The 22,540-nt window shown below is 69.5% G+C and carries 20 protein-coding genes and 2 pseudogenes; 9 read left to right on the top strand and 13 right to left on the bottom strand.

Translation table 11 applies throughout. The features are described 5' to 3' along the window. The first annotated feature begins 14 nt into the window (after window positions 1–14). The 5 genes from ACFYVR_RS21435 to ACFYVR_RS21415 are packed head-to-tail and all read left to right on the top strand — an operon-like array spanning window position 15 to window position 5,761. Entirely contained in the window at window positions 15–1,184 is a 1,170-nt protein-coding gene (locus ACFYVR_RS21435; protein ID WP_387476912.1) for a thiolase domain-containing protein, read from the top strand. Then, window positions 1,181–2,779, top strand: a complete 1,599-nt coding sequence (locus ACFYVR_RS21430) for an acyl-CoA synthetase (protein WP_387476910.1) — start codon at window positions 1,181–1,183, stop codon at window positions 2,777–2,779. The genes ACFYVR_RS21435 and ACFYVR_RS21430 overlap by 4 nt, the downstream gene beginning before the upstream one ends. Next, window positions 2,776–3,645 (top strand): PCC domain-containing protein, encoded by an 870-nt coding sequence (locus tag ACFYVR_RS21425; protein ID WP_387476908.1) that lies wholly within the window; start codon window positions 2,776–2,778, stop codon window positions 3,643–3,645. Before ACFYVR_RS21430 ends, ACFYVR_RS21425 begins: the two co-directional genes overlap by 4 nt. Continuing rightward, window positions 3,645–4,409: an SDR family NAD(P)-dependent oxidoreductase gene (locus ACFYVR_RS21420; protein WP_387476906.1), complete on the top strand. Its 765-nt coding sequence runs from the start codon at window positions 3,645–3,647 to the stop codon at window positions 4,407–4,409. The genes ACFYVR_RS21425 and ACFYVR_RS21420 overlap by 1 nt, the downstream gene beginning before the upstream one ends. Beyond that, on the top strand, window positions 4,406–5,761 hold the full coding sequence (locus tag ACFYVR_RS21415; protein ID WP_387477028.1) for an FAD-binding oxidoreductase: 1,356 nt from the start codon (window positions 4,406–4,408) through the stop codon (window positions 5,759–5,761). Before ACFYVR_RS21420 ends, ACFYVR_RS21415 begins: the two co-directional genes overlap by 4 nt. Window positions 5,762–5,771: 10 nt before the next feature. Here ACFYVR_RS21415 and ACFYVR_RS21410 read toward each other — a convergent pair whose 3' ends face one another. From ACFYVR_RS21410 to ACFYVR_RS21375, 8 genes and pseudogenes are all read right to left on the bottom strand, one after another. Further along, the gene (locus ACFYVR_RS21410) at window positions 5,772–8,126 is read right to left on the bottom strand and encodes a sulfatase-like hydrolase/transferase (RefSeq protein ID WP_387476904.1); all 2,355 of its coding nucleotides are present in this window, start codon (window positions 8,124–8,126) and stop codon (window positions 5,772–5,774) included. 280 nt (window positions 8,127–8,406) lie between these two features. Continuing rightward, on the bottom strand, window positions 8,407–8,580 hold the full coding sequence (locus ACFYVR_RS21405; RefSeq protein WP_387476902.1) for a hypothetical protein: 174 nt from the start codon (window positions 8,578–8,580) through the stop codon (window positions 8,407–8,409). A gap of 177 nt (window positions 8,581–8,757) precedes the next feature. Beyond that, entirely contained in the window at window positions 8,758–9,531 is a 774-nt protein-coding gene (locus ACFYVR_RS21400; RefSeq protein ID WP_387476900.1) for an ABC transporter permease, read from the bottom strand. Beyond that, window positions 9,528–10,322 carry an ABC transporter ATP-binding protein gene (locus tag ACFYVR_RS21395; protein WP_387476898.1) on the bottom strand — a complete coding sequence of 265 codons (795 nt, stop codon included), beginning with the start codon at window positions 10,320–10,322 and terminating at the stop codon, window positions 9,528–9,530. The genes ACFYVR_RS21400 and ACFYVR_RS21395 overlap by 4 nt, the downstream gene beginning before the upstream one ends. Beyond that, window positions 10,319–10,687: a DUF1048 domain-containing protein gene (locus ACFYVR_RS21390; RefSeq protein ID WP_387476896.1), complete on the bottom strand. Its 369-nt coding sequence runs from the start codon at window positions 10,685–10,687 to the stop codon at window positions 10,319–10,321. The genes ACFYVR_RS21395 and ACFYVR_RS21390 overlap by 4 nt, the downstream gene beginning before the upstream one ends. 2 nt (window positions 10,688–10,689) lie before the next feature. Next, a complete protein-coding gene (locus ACFYVR_RS21385; protein WP_387476894.1) occupies window positions 10,690–11,019 on the bottom strand; it encodes a PadR family transcriptional regulator in 330 nt (109 codons plus the stop codon). A gap of 189 nt (window positions 11,020–11,208) precedes the next feature. Continuing rightward, a pseudogene (locus ACFYVR_RS21380) lies at window positions 11,209–11,447 on the bottom strand (hypothetical protein). A 249-nt stretch (window positions 11,448–11,696) separates the two neighbouring features. Beyond that, window positions 11,697–12,296 (bottom strand): TetR family transcriptional regulator, encoded by a 600-nt coding sequence (locus tag ACFYVR_RS21375; protein ID WP_387476892.1) that lies wholly within the window; start codon window positions 12,294–12,296, stop codon window positions 11,697–11,699. A gap of 79 nt (window positions 12,297–12,375) precedes the next feature. Here ACFYVR_RS21375 and ACFYVR_RS21370 point away from each other — a divergent pair, with 79 nt between their 5' ends. Further along, complete coding sequence (locus ACFYVR_RS21370; protein WP_387476890.1) at window positions 12,376–13,311, top strand: aldo/keto reductase; 936 nt, start codon at window positions 12,376–12,378, stop codon at window positions 13,309–13,311. A gap of 103 nt (window positions 13,312–13,414) precedes the next feature. Here the strand turns inward: ACFYVR_RS21370 and ACFYVR_RS21365 are convergent, their stop codons facing one another. From ACFYVR_RS21365 to lysX, 4 genes are all read right to left on the bottom strand, one after another. Beyond that, window positions 13,415–14,020 (bottom strand): histidine phosphatase family protein, encoded by a 606-nt coding sequence (locus tag ACFYVR_RS21365; protein WP_387476888.1) that lies wholly within the window; start codon window positions 14,018–14,020, stop codon window positions 13,415–13,417. 22 nt (window positions 14,021–14,042) lie between these two features. Beyond that, window positions 14,043–14,963 carry an alpha/beta fold hydrolase gene (locus ACFYVR_RS21360; RefSeq protein WP_387476886.1) on the bottom strand — a complete coding sequence of 307 codons (921 nt, stop codon included), beginning with the start codon at window positions 14,961–14,963 and terminating at the stop codon, window positions 14,043–14,045. Next, complete coding sequence (locus tag ACFYVR_RS21355) at window positions 14,930–15,598, bottom strand: DUF998 domain-containing protein (protein ID WP_387476884.1); 669 nt, start codon at window positions 15,596–15,598, stop codon at window positions 14,930–14,932. The genes ACFYVR_RS21360 and ACFYVR_RS21355 overlap by 34 nt, the downstream gene beginning before the upstream one ends. A gap of 92 nt (window positions 15,599–15,690) precedes the next feature. Beyond that, entirely contained in the window at window positions 15,691–19,056 is a 3,366-nt protein-coding gene (gene lysX / locus ACFYVR_RS21350; protein ID WP_387476882.1) for a bifunctional lysylphosphatidylglycerol synthetase/lysine--tRNA ligase LysX, read from the bottom strand. A gap of 47 nt (window positions 19,057–19,103) precedes the next feature. On the opposite strand from lysX, the gene ACFYVR_RS21345 reads away from it, so the two are divergent. The 3 genes and pseudogenes from ACFYVR_RS21345 to ACFYVR_RS21335 form a co-directional block, all read left to right on the top strand. Continuing rightward, entirely contained in the window at window positions 19,104–19,322 is a 219-nt protein-coding gene (locus ACFYVR_RS21345; protein WP_387476880.1) for an RNA-binding S4 domain-containing protein, read from the top strand. 298 nt (window positions 19,323–19,620) lie between these two features. Then, complete coding sequence (locus ACFYVR_RS21340; protein ID WP_387476878.1) at window positions 19,621–21,048, top strand: alkaline phosphatase PhoX; 1,428 nt, start codon at window positions 19,621–19,623, stop codon at window positions 21,046–21,048. Window positions 21,049–21,391: 343 nt separating this feature from the next. Further along, a pseudogene (locus ACFYVR_RS21335) lies at window positions 21,392–21,781 on the top strand (L,D-transpeptidase); the annotation flags it as partial. An 81-nt stretch (window positions 21,782–21,862) separates the two neighbouring features. Here ACFYVR_RS21335 and rraA read toward each other — a convergent pair. Continuing rightward, window positions 21,863–22,342 (bottom strand): ribonuclease E activity regulator RraA, encoded by a 480-nt coding sequence (rraA, locus tag ACFYVR_RS21330; protein WP_387476876.1) that lies wholly within the window; start codon window positions 22,340–22,342, stop codon window positions 21,863–21,865. Window positions 22,343–22,540: the final 198 nt, after the last annotated feature.

Raw genomic sequence — 22,540 nt, 5'->3', positions numbered from 1 at the left:
AGGAGAGGACTGACGTGACCGCACCGCACATCATCGGCTGGGCCCACACCCGGTTCGGGCGCAGCGAGAGCCCCGACGTCGAGGCATTGATCGCGGAGGTGTCGATCGCCGCCGTCGCCGACGCCGGGCTCGCACCGTCCGACGTCGACCTCATCGCGGTGGGCGTGTTCAACAACGGCTTCTCCCGGCAGGGTTTCGAGGGTGCCCTCGTCGGTGCCGGGCAGCCCGACCTCGCCCTCGTTCCCTCGTCCCACGTCGAGAACGCCTGCGCCACCGGCAGTGCCGCGCTGTACACGGCGCTGGACCACCTGCAGGCCGGGCGCGGTCGGGTCGCGCTGGTCGTCGGCGCGGAGAAGATGACCGCGACACCGAACGACGACGTCAACGACATCCTGCTGTCGGGTCTGCACCGCGCCACCGAGGCGGACGCGGGCAGCTTCGCCGGGGTGTTCGCCGGGCTCGCGGACCGGTACGCCGACCGCTACGGCGATCCGCACGACGCGATGGCCCGCATCGCCGCCAAGAACCACCGCAACGGCGTCGACAACCCGTACGCGCACCTGCGTCGCGACCTCGGATTCGACTTCTGCGCGTCGCCGTCCGAGAAGAACCCGACGGTCGCCGGGCGTCTGCTGCGCACCGACTGCTCGCTGGTCTCCGACGGCGCCGCCGCCCTGGTGGTGGCGCTTCCCGACGTCGCGGCCACCGCGCGCCGCTCGGTGCGGATCGTGGGCCGCGCGCATGCCAACGATCACCTGGCGATCGCGCGGCGGGCCGACGCCCTGGCGTTCGACGGCGCCGCCCGAGCGTTCCGCGGCGCGCTCGCCGAGGCCGGGGTGACGCTCGACGACCTCGACCTGCTCGAGACGCACGACTGCTTCACGATCGCGGAGTTGTTGCAGTACGAGGCCTTCGGTCTCGCGGCGCCCGGCAAGGGCGCCGAGGTCCTGGCCGAGGGCCGCACCGAACGCGACGGCCTGCTTCCGGTCAACCGCTCCGGCGGGCTCAAGGCCAAGGGCCACCCGCTGGGCGCCACCGGCGTCTCCCAACACGTCATGGCCGCACTGCAACTGACCGGCGAGGCCGGCGGTATGCAGCTGCCCGCCGCCGACCGGGCGGCCGTCTTCAACATGGGCGGCGCGGCCGTCGCCAACTACGCCACCGTCCTGGAGTCCGTCCGATGAGCACGCCACGCCGAGCAGCCAATCTGGCCGAGATCCTGACGCAGACGGCGCGCCGGCTGCCGGACGGCACCGCGCTCGTGCACGGCGTCACCCGCTGGACCTGGCGCGACCTCGACCACCGCGTCGACGCCCTCGCCGCCGAGCTCACGCGCCGTGGTGTCGGCAAGGGCGACGTGGTCATGCTCGACAGCCCGAACCACCCGGAGTTCGTGCAGGCGATGTTCGCGACCTGGCGGGTCGGAGCCGTTCTCGCGCCGGTGAATTCGCGTCTGCACGAGGGCGACGTCGCCGTGATCGCGGGGGTGTGCCGACCGACCGTGATGGTCGGGCACGCGTCGACGACCTCCCACGTCGACGCGGTCCTCGCGGCTCACGGACTGCGCGGCGGTGTGCTGTGGATCGACGACCACGACGCCGACACCGATGCCGTCGCCGACGTGCCGGAGGCGACCGAGACACCGGCCCGCGTGGCGACCTGGGAGGGCGACCCCGCCTGGTACTTCTTCACCTCGGGCACGAGCGGAACCCCCAAGGCCGCGATCCTCACCCACGACCAGCTCGGGTTCGTGGTCAACAACCACCTCGCGGACCTGATGCCGACCACCGACCGCCACCACGCGTCCCTCGTCGTCGCGCCGCTCTCGCACGGCGCGGGGGTGCACATGCTGCCGCAGGTCGCGCGGGGCGCGGCCACCATCCTGCCGTCGTCGGTGAGTCTCGACCCCCAGGAGGTGTGGGGTCTCGTCGAATCCGAGCGCGTGACCAACATGTTCACCGTCCCGACGATCCTCAAGGTGCTCGTCGACCACCCGGCGGTGAGCCGGCACAACCACTCGACGCTGCGGTACGTCGTCTACGCCGGTGCGCCGATGTACACGCCCGACCAGGAGCGGGCCCGGGCGCTGCTCGGCGAGGTGCTGGTGCAGTACTACGGGCTGGCGGAGGTCACCGGGAACATCACCGTGCTGCCCAGTGCCGACCACGGACGCCCCGTGCCGGAAGGGCTTTCGGCGGGCACATGCGGTTACCCCCGCACCGGGATGCTCGTCAGCGTGCAGGACGAGACGGGCGCCGAGGTGCCGGCCGGGGAGATCGGCGAACTGTGCGTCGCCGGGCCGGCGGTCTTCGCGGGCTACCTCGACAACCCCGACGCGAACGCGAAAGCGTTCCGGGACGGCTGGTTCCGCACCGGCGACCTCGGCGTGATGGACGCGGACGGCTACGTGTACGTGACGGGACGGTCGTCGGACATGTACATCTCCGGCGGCTCGAACATCCACCCGCGCGACATCGAGGAGAAGATCCTCACCCACGACGCGATCGACGAGGTCGCGGTACTCGGTGTGCCGGAACCGAAGTGGGGCGAGGTCGGTGTCGCGGTGTGCGTCCGCGCCGGCGGCGCCGTGGTGACGGCGGAGGAGCTGACGGCGTGGCTCGGTGAGCGGATGGCGCGGTACAAGCTGCCCCGCCACGTGCTGTTCTGGGACGCGCTCCCGAAGTCCGGCTACGGCAAGGTCGTCAAGCGCACCATCCGCGACGAACTCGCCGAGCAGGGATGGGGACCGTACGCCGCTGTACTGCAGGGGGTCTCGTGAACACGCCCACCGTGCTCGCGCCCCTCGACCATCCGGGACCGGTCGCCGAGCAGCGACTCGAGTCGGTGCCGGGCGGCACCGTGACCGTGCGGGTGTCCCTGCCGCCGGGGCGTCGGCTCGTCGACGCGATCGACGACGAACTGACCCGGATCGGTGCCGACTCCGCGCAGGTCGAATTGCTCGGTGGACCACTGGCCCGGGTGTCGTACTGCATTCCGGCGGTGTGTACCGACGGTTCGCGTGCCGCCTGGTACAGCGAGACGTACGAGGCCGCGACCCCGGTGACGATCGTCGGCGGCAGCGCCACCGTCGGCAGGCGCGACGGCGAGCGGTTCATGCACTGCCACGCCGCCTGGCACGACGCGCGCGGCGTGCTGCGCGGCGGGCACCTGTGGCCGGACACCGTGGTCGGCGCGACGCCGGTCGAGATCGTGCTGCACGCCTTCGACTCGGTGGCCCTGACGAGCGGTGTGGACGACGAGACGCTGATGCCGGTCTTCACCCCGTCCGCGACGGCGGAACCCGTTGTCGGGAACCGTCGTTCGGTGATGACGCGGGTTCGGCCGGGTGTCGAGATCCACGAGACGGTGCGCCGTGTCATGGCCGAGCACGGGATCGTGCGCGCGTCGGTGCGGGGCAGTCTCGGCAGCCTCGTCGGCGCGACCCTGCTGCGCGACGGTGGCGCCGTGACCGTCGACGGCCCGGCGACCGAGGTCGCGCTGGCCGGTCACGCGGAGCGCGGCGGCCCGGCGTACCTGTCGGCGTTGGTCATGGACCGCCACGGCGAGGTGCACGTCGGCGAGTTGGCGGAGCGCGGCAACCTCGTCGCCGTCACATTCGAACTGTTCGTAGAGGAGATCGCGTGATGACGGGAAGGCTGACCGACGGGGTCGTGCTGGTGTTCGGCGCCGGGTCGAGCGGGGACGGGCTGAGCAACGGCGAGGCCGCGGCACGCACCTATGCCGCCGAGGGCGCGCGCGTCGTGGCGATCGACCGCGACGCCGCCGAGGCCGAGCGGGTGGCGAAGGAGATCACCGCGGCCGGGGGAGAGGCGCTCGCCGTGCGCGCCGACGTCACGGTCGAGGACGACGTCGCCCGCGCCGTGGCCGAGTCGGTGTCGGCGTTCGGGCGACCGACCGTGCTGCACCACAACGTCGGCGTCCCCGTCGACGGCTCGGTGCTCGACCTGTCCCGCGAGCAGTGGGACGCGTCCGTCGCGGTCAACCTGACCGGGGTCTTCCTCACCACCCGGCACGTGCTGCCGCACCTGCTCGATGCGGGGCGGGGTGCGATCGTGACGGTGTCGTCGGTGGCCGCGATCCGCGACACCGGCTACGTGTACCCGGCGTACAACGCCACCAAGGCGGCCGTGAACCAGCTGACAGTGTCGCTGGCACTCACATACGCCGACAGGGGAATTCGGGCCAACGCCGTGCTGCCCGGCATGATCGACACCCCGCTCGTCGCGGCGCGCGACCGCGCCGCCCGCGATGCGGCGAGCCCCACCGGCCGGGTCGGGTCGCCGTGGGACGTCGCCCGCGCGGCGGCGTTCCTCGCGTCCGACGACGCGGCCTACGTCAACGGCGTGTGCCTGCCCGTCGACGGTGGACTGTCCGCGAGGTGCCTGTGACCACTCGCGAGGAGGCACTGGCCGGCCTCGGCCGGATCGTCCTGTCCACCGATCCCGACGTCACGGCGAGCTACGGCTTCGACCAGTCCCGGTTCACCGACCGCGCCACCCCGCCGGTCGTGCTCGCGCCGGCCACCACCGACGAGGTTGCCGAGTGCCTGCGGGTCGCCGCCGACCAGGGCTGGACCGTGGTCCCGCGCGGCGCGGGCAGCGGGCTCAGTGGCGCCGCCAACGGTGACGCCGACACGGTGGTGCTCAGCACCCACCGCATGAAATCGATCGTGTCGATCGACCCCGTCGAGCGCATCGCGGTCGTCCAACCCGGTGTCGTCACCGCCGACCTGCGGGCGGCGGTCGCCGAGCGCGGTCTGTTCTACCCGCCCGACCCGGGCAGCGTCGCCGTCTCCACCATCGGGGGCAACGTCGCCACCAACGCCGGCGGCATGTGCTGCGTGAAGTACGGAGTCACCGGCGATTTCGTGCTCGGTCTCGAGGTCGTGCTGGCCGACGGCCGGGTGATGCGGACGGGCCGGCGGACCGCCAAGGGCGTGGCCGGGTACGACCTGACGCACCTGTTCGTCGGCTCCGAGGGCACCCTCGGCGTCGTCACCGAGATCACGGTGCGGCTGTTGCCCGCCCCGCGTGAACCGCTCACCCTGGTCGCGACGTTCGGCACCCTCGGCGCGGCGGGGGAGACCGTCGCGGCGATCACCGCGTCGGGCGTCTCGGTGTCGATGCTCGAGATCATGGACCGCACCACACTGCTCGCCGTGGACCGCATGGCGCGCATGGGTTTCGACGACGGCACCGCCGCCATGCTGCTGGTGCAGAGCGACGCCACGGACGCGGCCGCGGTCCTCGCCGACGTCGAGAAGGCCTGCGTCGGAGCGGTCGACGTGGCGATCGGTGACGACCCCGCGGAGGGAGCGCAACTGCTCGAGGCGCGTCGGCTGGCCCTGCCCGCCCTCGAGCAGCTCGGCGACTGGCTGCTCGACGACGTGTGCGTGCCCCGCTCGCGGATCGTCGACCTGATCCGGCACATCGAGGGCGTCGCCGCCGACGAACAGCTGACCATCGGCGTCTTCGGGCACGCCGGCGACGGCAACATGCACCCGACGATCATCTACGACGAGTCCGATCCCGCCAGCCGCGCCGGAGCCCTCCGCGCGTTCGACCGGATCACCCGCCGCGCCCTCGAGCTCGGCGGCACCGTCACCGGCGAACACGGCGTCGGGCGGCTCAAGAAGGACTGGCTCGCACGGGAACTCGACGAGACCGCGATGGCCGTGCACCGGACGGTCCGGGCCGCCCTCGATCCCGACGGGCGGCTGAACCCGGGCAACCTGTTCTGACAGGCGTCGTTCAGTCGAGGGCGAACCACCCCCGCACCTGGGCCTCGTGGTCGACGTACCGCTGACCGGACACGTCGACGACGACCTTGTCGATGGAGCCGCCGGTGAACGCGAACGGCGCGGTGTAGTCCGGGGTCACCGGCGAGCCGCTGTCCCGGCCGATGCAGATGCCGTCGCCGACCAGATTGAACGGTCCGGGCTGGGTGACGATCTCGCCCGCGGCGACCTGCTCGTCGTCCAGGTAGAGCGTGAGGGTCCCGGCGAAGCCCGGCATGCCGGGATCCGGGTTCCTGCCGTCGGCGGCGAACTCGGCGGTGCACACGTGCGAGCCCGGACCGATGTCGCGGTCGGCGACGACGTCACGCTGCGTGGTACCGAGCCAGTTGAAGGCGTAGTGCAGTCGGTGATCCTTGATGTACAGGCTGTGACCTCCGGCAACGCCGCCGTGCGCGAAGAGCACGCCCTCCGCGTCGTCGGCGTCCACGCGGACACCGGCGGCGATCGTGTAGGAACGCCCGGGGATCGAGACCCCGGCGGCCTCGGGGACGTCGGCGCTGTGCGGGTAGTACACGTACCGGTCGCGCCTCTTCCCCGGATGCGGACGGCCCGCGAGCATGATTTCGATGGGACTGCGATCGTCCAGCGGCAGCCCGTTGTAGATGCCGGCGTAGTAGAACCACAGGCTCTGCATCATCGCGAGGCGTTCCGGTTCCCGATCCGCGAGATTCCTCGTCTGGGCGCGGTCCTCCTCGAGGTTGTACAACTCCCACACGTCCCGCTCGAAGTGCCCCCACCCGGACAGCGGCGGGTGCAGCGAGCACGCCAGCCAGCCCTCGTGGTACAGCGAACGCTGGCCCAGCATCGTGTAGAACTGGGTCGCCTTCCCCGGTGCGTCCGGGTCGGTGAGCGAGGACGCGAAGCTCTGCCCCTCGATCGGGTGCTGGGTGTGGCCACGGAGTACGTCGGGCGGTTCGATGTCGAGCAACTCGTAGAGCGTGGGCACGACGTCGACGGCGTGGATGTACTGGTGCAGCGGTTCGCTGCGCGGCGCCAGCTTCGCCGGCCACGCGACCATGCACATGTCGGCGATGCCACCCTCGTAGCCGGCCCAGCGCTTCCAGTACGGGAAGGGTGTGTCGAACGCCCACGCCCAGCCGGTGTTGTAGTGGTTGTAGGACTTCGGGCCGCCGAGCTCGTCGAGGTGGGGCAGCGTCTCCTCGGTGGTGTCGGGCACACCGTTGAAGAATCGCCACTCGTTGAACGAGCCGTTCGGTCCGCCCTCGCCGCTGGCACCGTTGTCGGAGACCACGACGACGATCGTGTTGTCGAGCTGTCCCGACTCGTCCAGGTAGTCGATCACACGGCCGACCTGGTCGTCGGTGTAGGAGATGTACCCGGCGAACACCTCGGCCATCCGCACGAACAGTTGCCGCTCGTCGGTCGTGAGCGTGTCCCAGGGCCGCACGGTGTCGAGCACGGGCCACAACTGGCCGTCCGCTCCGGTGGCCGCCGGTTCGCCGTGCGGGTTGATCGGGGAGAGCTCCGTGTCCGGCGGGAGCAGGCCGATCTCCTTCTGCCGGGCGAGGATACCGGCACGGATGGCCTCGTAGCCCTCGTCGAACCGTCCCCGGTACCGGTCCGCCCACTCGGGGAAGACGTGGTGCGGCGCGTGCCCGGCCTCCGGTGCGAGGTAGAGGAAGAAGGGCTTGTCGGGGTCGACCGTCTTGGCGTCGCGGATGAACTCGATCGACCGGTCGGCCAGGTCCTTCGCGAGGTGGTAGCCCTCCTCGGGTGTCGCCGGCGGTTCGATCGGGTGGTTGTCGTACACCAGGTCCGGGTACCAGCTGCTCGACTCCCCGCCGAGGAAGCCGTAGAAGCGTTCGAATCCGCGACCGAGCGGCCAGCGGCTCTTGACCGCCGACATGTTCGTCTCCTCGCCCGGCGTCAGATGCCACTTCCCGACGCAGTAGGTGTTCCAGCCACGCTCGGCGAGCACCTCGGAGATGAATCCGTTCTCGAACGGGATGTGGGTCGAGATACCGGGAAACCCGGAGCCCAGTTCGGTGACCGTGGCCATGCCGTTGGTGGTGGCGTTGCGCCCCGTCAGGAGCGACGCCCGGGTCGGGGAGCACAGCGCGGTGGTGTGGAAGTTCGAGTACCGGCGTCCGAGGTCCGCGATCCGCCGCATGGTGGGCGTTTCGACCGGACCGCCGTACACATCCATCGTTCCGTACCCGACGTCGTCCCACACGAGCATCAGAACGTTCGGTGCGCCCTCGGGGGCGTGGCGAGGCAGATACGGTGCCCAGTCCGGAACCGAATCCCGAATGTCGATGGCGATCTTGCCCTTGTGGTTCGTGGCCATGGTTCTCTCCCGGTGGGTGGAGTATCAACTTCCGGCCGAGCGCGGCGCGCAGGGCACGCGCGACTGCCACAGCGCACGGTCGTCCGGCGACGGAGGGGGGCTGACGCCCTTCCATCGTCCGCTTCTGTCGCCACGGTGTCCACGGCCGCTCGTGATTCATGGCCGAGGCAGCAGGGATCTGGCCCTGTGCCGTTGAAAGTTTCGCGAATGTGTTCGAGCACAGGGATTGTTCCCGCAGTCCGTGACGCGATGGACAGCGTTGCAGCTCAGGCGTTTCTGCTCAGATGCACCAGACGAGTGCGGCTGATCCGAGGGGAACGCTGAAGCACACGCTCACCGAGCCCAGGGCCGGAGTGGCGTTCGGGGGGCCGGCAAAGGCGGCGGGGGGAGCGAGAGCGCCGAGGGTGACGACGAGGGCCGTCACGGCGAGAACGTGTGTGATCTTGGCGGACATGATATTTCACCTTGAAACTGGACGAGAAGAGCACTCGAGCCAACACGCATGACTCCCAACCATGATCCGCCTCGGTCGTGGTGACACGCAAGACCGGTGGTGGGGTGCCGGATTGGACACCCCACGTCGGTTGCTCGAAAAATATTGGTCCGCGGGGGAACTCGGCGACCGCGTGGATCAGGCGAACGTGCGACGGTAGATCGTCACCGCGGCGGCGTAGGAGACGACGAGGATGCCGACGCACCAGGCGAGAGCGACCCAGATGTCGGAGCCGACGGGTTCTCCCGCGAGCAGGGCGCGGATCGCGTTCACGATCGACGTCACTGGCTGGTTGTCGGCGAAGGCTCGCACCGGTCCGGGCATGGACGCGGTCGGCACGAACGCGGAGCTGACGAACGGCAGGAAGATGAGCGGGTAGGCGAACGCGCCCGCACCGTCCACCGAGCTCGCGGAGAGACCGGCAATCACGGCCAGCCAGGTCAGTGCCAGGGTGAACAGGACCAGGATGCCGGCGACCGCGAGCCAGTCGAACACGTTCGCCCCCGGTCGGAACCCCATGAGCAAGGCGACACCGACGACGATCACCAGCGCCGCGACGTTGGCGACCAGCGAGGTCAGCACGTGCGACCACAGCACCGACGACCGGGCGATCGGCATCGACTGGAACCGTTCGACTATGCCGCCCTGCAGGTCGTTGAACAGCCGCACGGAGGTGTACGCGACACCCGAGGCGATGGTGATGAGCAGGATGCCGGGGAGCAGGTAGCTCACGTACGACCCGGTGCCGGTGCCGGTGCCGGTGTCGATGGCGCCGCCGAACACGAACACGAACAGCAGCATGATCGCGACGGGTGTGACCGCGGTCGTGATGATGGTGTCCGGACTGCGGGTGATGTGGCGAAGGGACCGCCCGGTGAGGGCGGCGGTGTCGCCGACGACGTGGGTGGTCATGACCGGTCCTTTCCGTCGGCGCTCACGGTGGTTTCGGTGGCTGCGTCGGTACCGACGATGCTGAGGAAGACCTCCTCGAGAGTGGGCTGCTTCTCGACGTACTCCACCTTCGCGGGCGGAAGCAGCTGCTTGAGTTCGGCGAGGGTGCCGTCGACGATGATCCGGCCCTGGTGGAGGATCGCGATCCGGTCGGCGAGTTGCTCGGCCTCCTCGAGGTACTGCGTGGTGAGGAGCACCGTCGTGCCGCCCGCCGCGAGGTCCCGCACGGCCTGCCACACCTCGTTGCGGGCCTGGGGATCGAGTCCGGTCGTCGGTTCGTCGAGGAAGACGACCGGTGGGTTCCCGATCAGGCTCATCGCGATGTCGAGGCGCCGCCGCATCCCGCCCGAGTACGTCGACACCTTCCGGTCGCCTGCGTCGGTCAGCGAGAAGCGCGCGAGCAACGCGTCCGCGGTCGCCCCCGGATCCGACAGGTGCCGGAGCCTCGCGACCAGCACGAGATTCTCCCTCCCACTGAGGATCTCGTCGACAGCGGCGAATTGCCCGGTGAGACTGATGGATTCGCGGACTTTCGGCGCCTGCGCGGCGACGTCGAAGCCGTCGACCGCCGCCGTGCCCGCATCCGCTTTCAGCAGTGTGGCCAGGATTTTCACCAGGGTGGTCTTGCCGGCCCCGTTCGAGCCGAGCAGTGCGAAGATGCTACCCCGCTCGACCTCGAGGTCGACGCCGCGCAGCACGTGGAGCTGCTCGTACGACTTCTCGACGCCCCGCACCCGAATCGCGGCGGTCATCGCTGCTCCCGGTGTTCGACGTCCTCGATCGCCTTGACCAGGCGTGCGCGCTCCTTGTCGATCCACTGCTTGCCGGTGTAGGCCTGCGCGAAGGTCTCGGCGAACTCGACCGGGTCGTCGCCGACGATCGCCCGTACCGGGGTGCCGTCGGCCGCGGCGCGCTCCCAGAGGTCGGCGAAGTCGCCGAACATCGTCAGGAGGGTGTCGCCGTCGGTGATGCCGCCGTAGTAGGTGAAGTACCGCTGGAAGGCCTTCGCGGTGGTCGAATACGGTTCGGGCATGGCCTCGATGCGGGCCTTGTACTGCCGGTACTGCTTCTTCTGTTCGAGCGAGCCGGCGAGGGTCTCGATCCACTTGGCGCCCATGGTCACTGCTCTCCTTCGTGGAGCTGCTCGATTCGTTCCGCGAGGAAGCCCCAGTTCCTCCAGAACTCGCTGAGTTGGTCTCGTCCCCGCGCATTGAGCGTGTACACCTTGCGCGGCGGCCCTTTCTCGGATGGAACCTTCTCCACGTCGACGAGATCGCGCTGTTCGATCCTGACCAGCAGGGCGTAGACGGTGCCCTCCGCGATGTCCGCGAAGCCCTGGTCGCGGAGCCTTGCCGTGATCTCGTAGCCGTAGGCGGGTCGCACCGACAGGATCGCGAGCACGATGCCCTCGAGGACTCCCTTGAGCATTTCGGTTGCCTGCTTGCCCATCGCGCTTCTCCCAGTACTCGGTGTCGCTGACTACCGGTACAAAGTAACACTGAGTACTGGTAGGTGGCAACACTGAGTAGTGGTCCCGGCGCACGACGAATCGTCCCCGAGGACGGTCCGTCTCGGGGGCGAGATTCTTCAGGGGATTTCTGTCGGTTCAGGCACTCGGCGGGTGTTCGCGGTGGCGACTCATGCGCCGGAACTGCTCAACCGTGCCGCCAGGAGCTCCTTGCCCTCCCGGCCGCCCTTACGGCTCTCGGCCTGTGCCTTGCGGAAGAGGTCGGCCAGTTCGGTGTCGCCGTCTCGATCCGCGTCCTGAATGTAGTTCTCCATGCGCAGCGCGTTGTTCAGGCATGATTCGACGAACCACACCAGGTGTAATCCTTGTCCTTGGTGCCGGTCACCTGGCCGGTCTCTGTCTCGAACATCCGAGCAGGTCCTGCCTCGTTGTTCTGGGGCGGCTTCCTCCGTCTGACACGGCTTCGGTTACCCGGTCGAGGACGGGACAAACAGCGCAATCGAACGGCATGGTGATTGCGGCATACCCGGCCACGTCGTCGCTCGATCGGCTGCGATCGAGATGGTTCACGGCGGCGCAACCCGCTTGCATCGCTCGTCCTCGTCCGACAGTCGCATTCATCCGGGGGGCAGTTGCGGCGGTGAGTGTCTTGTCCGGGTCAATCCCGCCAACCCGGGAACGAGTCGAACGCGATTGCCAGTAGTTCTGTGGGAGTTCGGTTTTCGTCGGGTTCGGCCCATGTGTTCAAGGCGGCTTCGAAGCAGGCGATGCTCGCCTGGACGATCGCGTAGGCCCGCAGTCGGGTGTCGTTGCCGTCGAGACGTTCCGCGACCAGTGGTGTGAGCATCTGCGCCCAGAGGAGGTGCTTTTCGAGGTTGCGGGCCCGCAGTGAGGGGGCGCTGCTCAGCACTCGCATCCCGCGCTTCCGGCGTTCGCCGCTGGTGTCGGACAACGCGAGCAGGGCTGCGTAGGCCTGCTGCAACGAGTGCCAGACGCTCTCGTCGCCGGGTCGCGCAGCGAAGGTGTCGCGCACGAGGATGCCCCATGCTTCGGTGTCGCCGAGCACGGCATCTTCCTTGGTGGGGAAGTAGCGGTTGAAACTGCGCGTCGAGATTCCCACCGTGGATGCGATCTGTTCGACTGTCACGTCGTCGAATCCGTGCTCGACGAACAGGTCGAGTGCGGCGTCCGAGATTCGGGCGCGGACCGCAGCGCGAGTCATCTCGCGCAGCGTCGACGGCGCAGGCCTTCCGTTCACGGACTCATCATACGATGACGAAACTGTCTGACTAAGACAAGTTAGGCGTACGATGACAGTGACTAGGAAGGAGCTGTCGATGGAGCAGCGCACACTCGGACAACAGGGCCTGGCGGTCTCGGCCATCGGTTACGGCGCGATGGGCACCGCGACGGGGTACGGGCCCACTGACGACACGGAGTCGATCGCTGCGATCCGGAAAGCGCACGAACTGGGCGTCACCCTGTTCGATACCGCAGAGATGTACGGATGGGGTGGAGGGGAGAGACTGCTCGGTCGCGCTCTCTCGCCGATTCGAGACGACGTCGTCATTGCCACGAAGTTCGGTCTGACGCGGACATCGAAGAGGAACTCCCGTCCCGACCACATCCGCGAGGTCGTCGAGAACAGCCTGCGCTACCTCGGTGTCGACACAATCGACGTGCTCTACCAACACCGACCGGACCCGAACGTGCCGGTCGAGGACGTCGTCGGCGTCATGGCCGAGTGCGTCGACGCCGGCAAGGTGAGGTTCCTCGGTCTCTCCGAGGTGGATGCCGAGACCATCCGCAGGGCCCACGCCGTCCACCCGATTTCGGTACTCCAATCCGAGTACTCGCTCTTCGCGCACGACGTCGAGCCGATCCTCCCGGTTCTCGAAGAGCTCGGCATCGGATTCGTCGCCTACTCCCCGCTGGCGCGTGGTTTTCTCAGCGGCGCTGTGCAGCCGCGCTCGAGCTACGGTGACGACGATTTCCGCCAGCGCATCGGCTGGTGGGCACCCGAGAACTTCGATGCGAACGTCGACATCGTCCGGCAACTGGCCGCGTTCGCCGAAAGCAAGGGTGCGTCACTGTCGCAGCTGTCGATCGCGTGGCTCCTCGCGCGACGCGACTACATCGTGCCGATCCCGGGAACGCGCAACACCGCGCGAGTCGCGCAGAACGTCGGCGCCGCCGACCTGACGCTGACGGCCGAAGACCTCGCGCACATCGATGCGATCGTCCCAGGCGGAGTGCAGGGCGGGCGCAACTAGCCGACGGCGGTGAGTGGCCGGACGAAAGGCGCCGGGTCACTGACGGTCTCGTGGTGGCGGGGGTCGATCCGTCCGGAGGCCGATTCGGTGGCTGATTGCGGGATCAGCGGTACCGGGGGAGCAGGTCCCGCACGTGGCCGGTCTCGTTCACGGAGGCAGGACGGGGCTTTCCGTTGCGGGAGAACAGGATTCGCGACACCGACGCGTAGTCGATCGGGAAGGTCAGGGGCCGGTCCAGGCCGAGGAGGTGCTGGAGGTAGATGTTGATCACGCCGCCGTGGGCGAAGACGGCGATGGTGTCCTCGTGGTCGCCGGCCTCCACGACGCGTCCCATCGCGCCGAGCACCCTGCCGCGGAAGGAGTCGACGTCGACGCCGTCGGGGAGGTGGCCGGCGAGGACCCGCGCGTACGTCTCGGGCGCTGCGGTCTTCGCCTCGTGAATGGGTATGTAGTGCGTGTGGGTGCTGTCGTACTCGGCGAGGTCGACGTCGACGTCGATCGCCAGCCCGCGGGCCTCGGCGAGCGGGGCGGCGGTCTGGCGGGCCCGCAACTGCGGGCTGCTGACGATCCGGGCCACCGGGTACGGGGCGAGCGCCCCCGGCAGCCGTGCGGCCTGGGCGTGCCCCTCGGCGGTCAGTGCCGGATCGGCGGGGGCGTTGTCGGTGACGACACGTTCGGGCAGCGCATGGCGGATCAGGAGCAGTTGCACACCGCCACCTTGTCATGCCCGCTCACGGACCGCTCGAGTCGGTCGGGCGGTCGCCGGCGACAGGCTCGGTCAGTTCGCGGATCAGCCGGGCCAGACGGTCGGGTTGGTCGATCATCGCGTGGTGGTGCGCCGGCCGCAGCACCACCAGACGGGCGCCGAGGGTGGCGGCCAGTGCGCGTTGCCACCGCAGCCACACCCGTCCCCACGGCGTCGGCCGTCCGGTGTGCGCCGCGACGACTGCGACGGGCACCCGCGGCAGTGGATCGGACCGCCGCAGCGCGGCCACGTCTGCGGCCAGGTCCGGGAACACGGCGTCCTCGACGAGGGCCGCCTCGAGGTAGCGCGGGTCCTGGTAGATCGCGCGGACCCAGTCCCGGGTGTGCTCCTCCAGCCCGGCGCGGTTGAACACCCAGGCCACGGTCGGGCCGAGCAGCCGCTGGAGGCCCGACCTCGTCACGACCCGCGCGGTCCTCCGGGCGCCGGTGGTCCGCCACCGCCGCGGAATTTTTCCGCGGTGCCCACCGGAGACGCTCGCGTCCAGCAGGATCAGCCCTGCCACCCGGCGCGGGTGTCGGCGCGCGAACGCCTCCGCGTAGAAGCCACCGAGCGAATGCCCGACCACCACGACGGGCCCCTCGACGCCGGCGGCGTCGAGCACCGCGGCGATCCGGTCCGCTTCGCCCGGCGCGGTCGGCGCCTCACCGTCCGCCGGGCTGAATCCGAAGCCAGGCCGGTCGAACCGCACCACCGCCCGATCGGCCTCGAGGTCGGCGGTCAGCGCGTCCCAGTCGAACCAGTTCCCGGCCAGTCCGCCGACCAACACGACCGCGGGAGCGCCCGACCCGTCGTTGCCCTCGACCAGGACGTGCAACTGCCGTCCCGCGACGGTGAGGAGCCGCCCCGGCCGTTTCACGTGGAACCGCGGGCCGTGCGGCGTTGCCATGCCGCCACCAACGCGAGGTAGACGATCCAGCCCGTCACGGCGACCAGCTGCAGCCGCTGCGCGTAGCCGAGCAGCCACACCTCGTCGCCGCGGCCGTCCATGTCGATCGCGAACACTGTCCACACGTTGCCCACCACGTAGGTCAGCACGATCGCGATGCCCACCCAGCGAAGCCAGTGCGGCCAGCGGTACCGGTAGGCGGCGATGATGAACGCGAAGACCGACACCCCTGCGGCGGTCGCGGCCCCGACACTGGTGAGCGCGTGCGCGAGACGCGCTTGATCGAGGAGCCCCGCCTGTTCGCGCGCCGCGCACGCCGCGGACGCGTGGGCCGAGCACTCGAGCGGCATCCGGGAGTCGAGTGCCGTCGAGACCGCGAACACCGCCAGGCCCACCCAGCCGATCGTCGTCAGGAGCCGCCGGGGCCGCAGCGTCAACGCGGCGACGGCGGCGATCGTGAGGAGGATGCCGGTGACCAAGTCGCCGGTGCGGAAGATCAGCCCGTACGGCTGGTCGAGCGCCGCCAGTTCACTGACGTAGGCGCGCGACGGGTCGAGGCCCGTCGGCAGCACCAGCTCCAGCAACCACGACGAGTACAGAATCGCGCCCAGCAGGACGGACACGATCACCACCATGCGGGTTCGTTGCTGGGGCTCGGGTACGCCGCCGCTCCGCGAGGAGCGGTGCGGTCCGAGCGCCGGTGTGTCCCTGGATCGGGTGCCGTCGGTCATTGCCTCGGCTTCGCGAGGGGGAACGCGAGGGTTTCGCGGATGCTGCCGCCGGTGATGAGCATGACCACCCGGTCCACACCCATCCCGAGCCCGCCGGTCGGCGGCATCGCGTGCTCGAGGGCCTGCAGGAAGTCCTCGTCGAGTTCCATCGCCTCCTCGTCACCGCCCGCGGCGAGCAGCGACTGCTCGGTGAGCCGCGCCCGCTGGTCCACCGGGTCGGTGAGTTCGCTGTAGGCGGTGCCCAGTTCGATGCCCCACGCGACGAGGTCCCACTTCGCGGCGACGCCGGGGATCGTGGGATGCGGCCGGGTCAGCGGCGACATCGACGTCGGGAAATTGGTGTAGAAGGTGGGGAACTCGGTGTGGTCCTCGACGAGATGCTCGTACATCTCCTGCGCGACGGCGCCGGTGTCCCAGCCCGGCTGGTACGGGATCTCGTGTTCGTCGCACAGCCGGTGCAGCTCGGCCAGCGGCGTCTCCGGGCCGATGTCGACGCCGAGTTTCTCCGACACCGCGCCGTGCATCGTCTTGACGGGCCACTCCCCGGAGATGTCGACCTCGACCATCTCGCCGTCCGGGCCGGGACGCACGATGATCTCCCGTCCGTGTGCGGCGACGGCCGCGGCCTGGATCAGCTCGCGGCACAGCACCATCATCCGCTCGTAGTCGCTGTGCGCCTCGTACGCCTCGAGGATCGTGAACTCGGGGTTGTGTTTGAAGTCGACGCCCTCGTTGCGGAACACCCGGCCGATCTCGAAGACCCGTTCCATCCCGGCCACGCACAGCCGCTTGAGGTAGAGCTCCGGCGCGATCCGCAGGTACAGGTCCAGGTGGTAGGCGTTGATGTGCGTCAGGAACGGGGCCGCGTTCGCGCCGCCGTGGACCTGCTGCAGGATCGGCGTCTCCACCTCGAGGTACTGCCGCGCGGTCAGGGTGTCGCGCAGCGACTTCACCACCGCGCTGCGTGCCACGAGCAGGTCCCGGGCGTCGGGGTTGATCGCCAGGTCGACGTAGCGTTGCCGCACACGGGTTTCGGGGTCGGACAGACCCTTCCACTTGTCGGGCAGCGGGTGCAGGCACTTGCCGTTCATCCGCCAGTCCGCGGCGAGCAGCGACAGCTCGCCCTTGCGGCTGCGTCCGATCGGGCCGCTCACCTCGATCAGGTCGCCGAGGTCGAAGTCGGCGGTGAACTCGTCCAGCCGGTCGCCGACGGTCTGCCGGTCGAAGAGCACCTGCAGGTCACCGGACCAGTCCCGCACCACCGCGAACGCGACGCCGCCGTAGGCGCGGATCCGCAACAGCCGTCCCGCGATCCGCACCCGGGTGCCCTCCGGGGACGCCGCAGCGGCGGCGACCGTGTGCGTCGGCGGGTACGCCACCGGGTAGGCGTCGACGCCCTCCCCGGTCAATCGCTCGAGCTTGTCCATCCGCACCCGCACCTGCTCGGGACGTCGCGGACCGGACTCGGCCGCGTCCACCTCCGGGGCGGCGGCAAGCGTCGCGACGCCGTCCGGTGCGGTCCCGTCCGCGTGCAGCCTCCCGGTGTCGGCGATCGCGGCGGGCACCGCCTCGTGGGTGCCGGTGTGCTTGCTCGCGTCGCGGCGGTGCAGGTTCGGCAGGGTCAGGAACCCCTCCGCGATCGCGGAGGCGACACCGACCTTCGGCAGTACCCGACGGTCCGCGAAGCACAGGTAGCGCGGCGCCCACTCGGGTTGGTACTTGACGTTGGAGCGGTACAGCGCCTCGAGCTGCCACCACTTGGACGCGAACACCAGCAGCGACCGCCACATGCGCAGCACCGGACCGGCTCCGATCCGGGCGCCCTCCTCGAACACCGACCGGAACACCGCGAAGTTCAACGAGATCCGGTTGACGCCGAACCGCTCGCCGCTGGTCGCGAGTTCGGTGACCATCAGCTCGACCACCCCGTTCGGGGCCTGCGGGTTGCGCCGCATCAGGTCCAGCGACACCCCGTTGCCGCCCCACGGCACCAGCGACAGGATGCCCAACACCTCCGGCTCGGTTCCGGTCTCGTGTTCCGCTCCGAGTGCCTCGACGAGCAGGCAGTCGCCGTCCGCAGGATCGCCGAGACGGCCCAGGGCCATGGAGAATCCGCGTTCGGTCTCGGTGTCGCGCCACTCGTCGGTGAGCGCGATCACCCCGGCCATGTCCTCGGCGGGGATGTCGCGGTGGCGGCGGATCCGCACCGTCACGCCCTGTTTGCGGACCCGGTTGACGGCCTGACGGACCTGCCGCATCTCCCGGCCGGCGAGGTCGAAGTCCCGGGTGTACAGGATCGCCTCGTCGCCGAGTTGCAGCACCGTCAGCCCGGCCCGGTCGTACGCGGTCGCGCCGTCCTCGCTCGCGCCCATCACCGCCGGCGTCCAGCCGTAGGTCGACGCCAGGTCGAGCCAGGCGTCGATCGCGTGAGGCCACGCCTCCTCGTCTCCGATCGGGTCGCCGCTGGCCAGGCACACCCCGACCTCGACGCGGTACGTGACGGCCGCCTTCCCCGACGGCGCGAACACCACGGCCTTGTCGCGCCGGGTCGCGAAGTAGCCGAGCGAGTCGTCACCGCCGAAGCGGGCGAGCAGACCCCGCAGCGCCGACTCGTCGTGCCCGGTCAGGGCATTGCTCGCGCGCTGCGAGCGGAACAGCACCACGACCGCGGCAAGCAGCGCGATCGCACCGAACAGGCCGAGCAGCGTGTTCACGAACCCGTGCGGGTGACCGCCGAACTGCTCGTTGTCGATCGCGGCCAGCGCGGTCACCCGGTTGAACGCCCACAGCAGGCGCTGGTCCGGCGGCAGGCTGCCGGGGAACAATTCCACCAGCGCCCACCCGAGCAGGGTGCCGACCGCGAGGCCGACGACCAGCACGCCGAGCGCCTTCCACGCCGCGCCGCGCCGCACCCGGGTGTAGAACTGCGGACGCGACGCGATCAGGAGCCCGATCACCGTCACGTGCACCGCGCACGCGACGGCCGCGTTGACATTGCGTTCGGCGACGGCGAGTACGAGGTTCGCCAGCCCGATCAGGGACAGGTAGACCGTCAGCAGCCACCACGCGATCCGTTTGCGGCTGGCGAGCGCCGCGGCCAGCAGGCCGAGGACCAGGGCCCACGCGAAACTGGTGTCGGGCGCGTCGAAGTAGTAGTCGTCGACGTACATCCGGACCGGGCGGACGAGATATCGCAGGACGGGCGACAGGCTCCACAGGAACACCAGGACGGCGTAGGTCCCGATGACCAGACCCGCGATGTGCGGAACCTGAGCCAGGCGCGAGCTCGCGGGACGGCGCAATCCGCGCGGCGCTACCGGATTCGCGGGCGCTGACGGTTCACTCGTGGTGATCGGCGGCATGAACCCAGTGTGAACGGTTCGCCGCGACCGTGCGGGATGATGAGAGCATGCCCGAGCCCGAAGACGTCCCCATCCGCGACGAAGTCATCCGCCTCGGCCAGTTCCTCAAACTGGCCAACCTGATCGAATCCGGCGCGGAGGCCAAGAGCGTCATCGCCGACGGCCTGGTGTCGGTCAACGGGGAGGTCGAGGTCCGGCGCGGTCGTCAGCTACGCGACGGCGACGTCGTCGAGATCGGCGGACTGAGCGCCCGCGTCTCCCACTGACCACCGCGATCCGTCCCATCCGCCCCACCCGCCCCGACAATCCCCACCCCACTTCCGGCTGAAGGTGGCCTTCGTGCGTTCCGACCGCATGAAGGTGGCCTTCGGCCGCACAGGGGTCGGCTAACGGTCAGCGAAATCCGCGGATCCTATTTCCCTGCCCGGCAAGGATTTTCGATCGCGAGGGGTGTCGCGAAATTGTCTCCCGGTTCATCGTCCGGTCACCCGGAGTCCACGTGACACGGTGATTGGCTGCCTACCGTCCTGGCGTCCTTTGCTCACCGACGGAGGTATCGCACACGTGACCACATCCTCGTTCAACCGCCGCGCCTTCCTCGGACGGACCGCGCTCACCGGGCTCGGCGTCGCGCTCGCAGGCAGCGTCGACACCCTGTTCCGGCCCGCGCTCGCGTCCGCGGCGCCCGGTGCGGCGATCGGCTACGGTCCGCTCGTTCCCGACCCCGCCAAGATCCTGTCGCTGCCCGTGGGCTTCACGTACATGATCGTCTCCCGCTCCGGAGAGACCCTGCTCGACGACGGTTCCCCGGTACCGAGCGATCCCGACGCGAACGGCGTGTTCGCGAACGGCAACGGCACCACACTCGTCACCAATCACGAGGTCGGCAGCGACGAACCGTTCGGCGTCCCCGTCGTCGACGGCCTCACCTACGACCCCGGTGCCCGCGGCGGCACCACCACGACCACGATCGGCCCGAACGGCGCGCGCCAGGGCCAGTACGTCAGCGTCGCGGGCACCGTCAACAACTGTGCCGGCGGCATCACCCCCTGGGGCACGTGGCTCACCTGCGAGGAGACCGAGGCCCGCGCCGGATCGGGAGGCTTCACGCTCGACCACGGCTACGTCTTCGAGGTCGACCCGGCGAGCCAGGCGGCGAACAGCGGCAAGAGCCCGATCCCGCTGAAGTTCCTCGGCCGGTACGCGCACGAGGCGGTCGCCGTCGACCCCGCCACCAGCGCCATCTACCTCACCGAGGACGCGAGCGGCCCCAACGGCCTGTACTACCGGTGGACGCCGCCGCAGGGCTTCGTCGGCGGCCCGGGCGCGCTGCGAGCGCTCGCGCAGTCACCCGGCGGAGACACCGCAGGCAGCCTGCAGGCGATGACGTGCTTCGCCGACGGCGTCCACGTGCCGGACCTGTCACAGGCCACCGCACCGGGCGTCCGTTACAGCGTCCAGTGGGTCGACGTCCCCGACCGCGACGCGAAGACCACGTCGACGCGCAAGCAGTTCACCGCCGACCAGATCACCCGCAGCCGCAAGCTCGAGGGCCAGTGGTGGGGGCACGGCGGCGTCTACTTCGTCGCCAGCTACGCCCGCACCAGCGACGGCAGCGTCGCCGAACACGACGGCCAGGTCTGGTTCTACGACCCCGCGACCGCCACGATCGAACTGAAGACCTTGTTCGGTGTCAATCCCGACCCGTCCGTCGACACCGGTAACTACGACGGCCCCGACAACATCACGGTCTCCCCGTATGGCGGCGTCATCCTCGCCGAGGACGGCGAGGGCGTCAGCCACCTCATCGGCGTCGCCGAGGAGGGCGATCCCTTCCCCATCGCCCGAAACGAACTGAACGACAGCGAATTCTGCGGTCCCGCCTTCAGCGCCGACGGCAAGACGCTGTACGCGAACATCCAGACACCCGGTATCACCGTCGCCATCCGCGGCCCGTGGCGGCGGCCGACGAGCCTGCCCTTCGGCTCCTAGCGTCCCCGACGGCGAGTGTGCACCTGCGGTCGCGTCCTCCCAAGGGATGCGTCTGTCCCCCAAGCACTTCGTGCACGGAGGTGCCCCAGGTGCACACTCGGCCGCGGCGCGGAGACGTGCCGGGCACTTCTGTACGGCGTCTCGAAGAAGTGGCACACTGAATGGGTTCACGTCTTTCTCGAAGGACGGAGCCGTCATGAAAAGTACATACGGACAGCCAGTTCCGCGCAGACGTCCGGTTCCACGAGTAGGACGCATGCTGGTGCTCCTGCTGGCGACGGTGTTGCTGCACTGGGGTTTCGGGGCCGGTCTCGCTTCCGCGGGTGACGCGGTGCGGACGCAGGGCGGACAGGTCGCTGCCGTCGCGAACGTGACCACTCACCAGTTCACGGTTCGTGTCGGCGACGAGGAGCGGGTCCTGCCCGCGTCGATGGGCAAGCCCGGCTACGAAACGCCTTTGGGCACATTCGAAGTGCTCGAGAAGTTCCGGTACCTGGTGATGGACTCGTCCACCTACGGGGTGCCGATCGACGCACCGGAGGGTTACCGCGTCGACACCGAGTACGCGGTCCGGCTCACCTGGGGTGGCATCTTCGTGCACGCCGCACCGTGGTCGGTGGAATCGCAGGGCCGTGAGAACGTCAGCCACGGCTGCATCAACCTGAGCACCGACGATGCGCGCTTCTTCTACGACAACGTGCAGGTCGGCGACCTGGTGACGATCGTCGGCTGACCGCACCGTCACGGCCGAGTGTGCAGTTGTCGGCGGCCCGTCTCGGGCGATGCGTCGACACCTGCACACTCGGAGGGGCGGTCAGTCCTCGGCGCGGACGACGACGCCGTCGTGATCGCTGTAGACCATTTCGCCCGGGTTGAAGGTGACGCCGCCGAAGGTGACGGGCACGTTCTTCTCGCCCGACCCGGTCTGCGTGCTCTTGCGGGGGTTGGTGCCGAGCGCCTTGATGCCGATCCCGAGGGTGCGCAGGATCGCCGAGTCGCGGACGGCGCCGTTGACGATGACACCGGCCCAGCCGTTCGTGACGCCCTTGCCGCCGATGATGTCGCCGACCAGAGCGGTGTGGACGCTGGCGTCGCCGTCGACGACGAGGACCCCGCCGTTGCCCGGTTCGCCGAGGGTCTGCTTGACGAGCAGGTTGTCCTGGAAGCACTTGACGGTGGTGATGCGGCCGGAGAAGACGGCGTGGCCACCGAACTGAATGAACTGGGTGTCGCAGCTGCGGATGTCGGGGCCGATCTCGTCGGCCAGGTCGGCGGTGGCGACCTGCTCGGTCATGGTGGTCTCCCTTCGTCGGCGAACAACGACAGCCTAGTTCCTTGTTACCGGCCGGTAGGGGTCAGCCCTGCCCTCTCGCCTCCCGGCTGAAGGTCACCTTCATTGAACTGGTCCCCGGAAGTTGGACTGCGAAATTCGGTTCCGACTTCCGGGGAGTGGTGTCATGGATGCACGAAGTTCGTTGTCCGAGGGGCAGCG

The organism is Rhodococcus sp. NPDC003318 (genome assembly GCF_042879035.1).
Classification (GTDB): Bacteria; Actinomycetota; Actinomycetes; order Mycobacteriales; family Mycobacteriaceae; genus Rhodococcus_G.
The sequence above is the reverse complement of the archived record's forward strand: the minus strand, read 5'-3'. Positions and strand labels throughout refer to the sequence as shown.

Coding starts and splice junctions, on each gene's coding strand:
- ACFYVR_RS21430 (WP_387476910.1), top strand. CDS start 1,181: ATGAGCACGCCACGCCGAGCAGCCAATCTGGCCGAGATCCTGACGCAG.
- ACFYVR_RS21420 (WP_387476906.1), top strand. CDS start 3,645: ATGACGGGAAGGCTGACCGACGGGGTCGTGCTGGTGTTCGGCGCCGGG.
- ACFYVR_RS21410 (WP_387476904.1), bottom strand. CDS start 8,126: ATGGCCACGAACCACAAGGGCAAGATCGCCATCGACATTCGGGATTCG.
- ACFYVR_RS21405 (WP_387476902.1), bottom strand. CDS start 8,580: ATGTCCGCCAAGATCACACACGTTCTCGCCGTGACGGCCCTCGTCGTC.
- ACFYVR_RS21400 (WP_387476900.1), bottom strand. CDS start 9,531: ATGACCACCCACGTCGTCGGCGACACCGCCGCCCTCACCGGGCGGTCC.
- ACFYVR_RS21395 (WP_387476898.1), bottom strand. CDS start 10,322: ATGACCGCCGCGATTCGGGTGCGGGGCGTCGAGAAGTCGTACGAGCAG.
- ACFYVR_RS21390 (WP_387476896.1), bottom strand. CDS start 10,687: ATGGGCGCCAAGTGGATCGAGACCCTCGCCGGCTCGCTCGAACAGAAG.
- ACFYVR_RS21385 (WP_387476894.1), bottom strand. CDS start 11,019: ATGGGCAAGCAGGCAACCGAAATGCTCAAGGGAGTCCTCGAGGGCATC.
- ACFYVR_RS21370 (WP_387476890.1), top strand. CDS start 12,376: ATGGAGCAGCGCACACTCGGACAACAGGGCCTGGCGGTCTCGGCCATC.
- ACFYVR_RS21360 (WP_387476886.1), bottom strand. CDS start 14,963: ATGGCAACGCCGCACGGCCCGCGGTTCCACGTGAAACGGCCGGGGCGG.
- ACFYVR_RS21355 (WP_387476884.1), bottom strand. CDS start 15,598: ATGGTGGTGATCGTGTCCGTCCTGCTGGGCGCGATTCTGTACTCGTCG.
- lysX (WP_387476882.1), bottom strand. CDS start 19,056: ATGCCGCCGATCACCACGAGTGAACCGTCAGCGCCCGCGAATCCGGTA.
- ACFYVR_RS21345 (WP_387476880.1), top strand. CDS start 19,104: ATGCCCGAGCCCGAAGACGTCCCCATCCGCGACGAAGTCATCCGCCTC.
- rraA (WP_387476876.1), bottom strand. CDS start 22,342: ATGACCGAGCAGGTCGCCACCGCCGACCTGGCCGACGAGATCGGCCCC.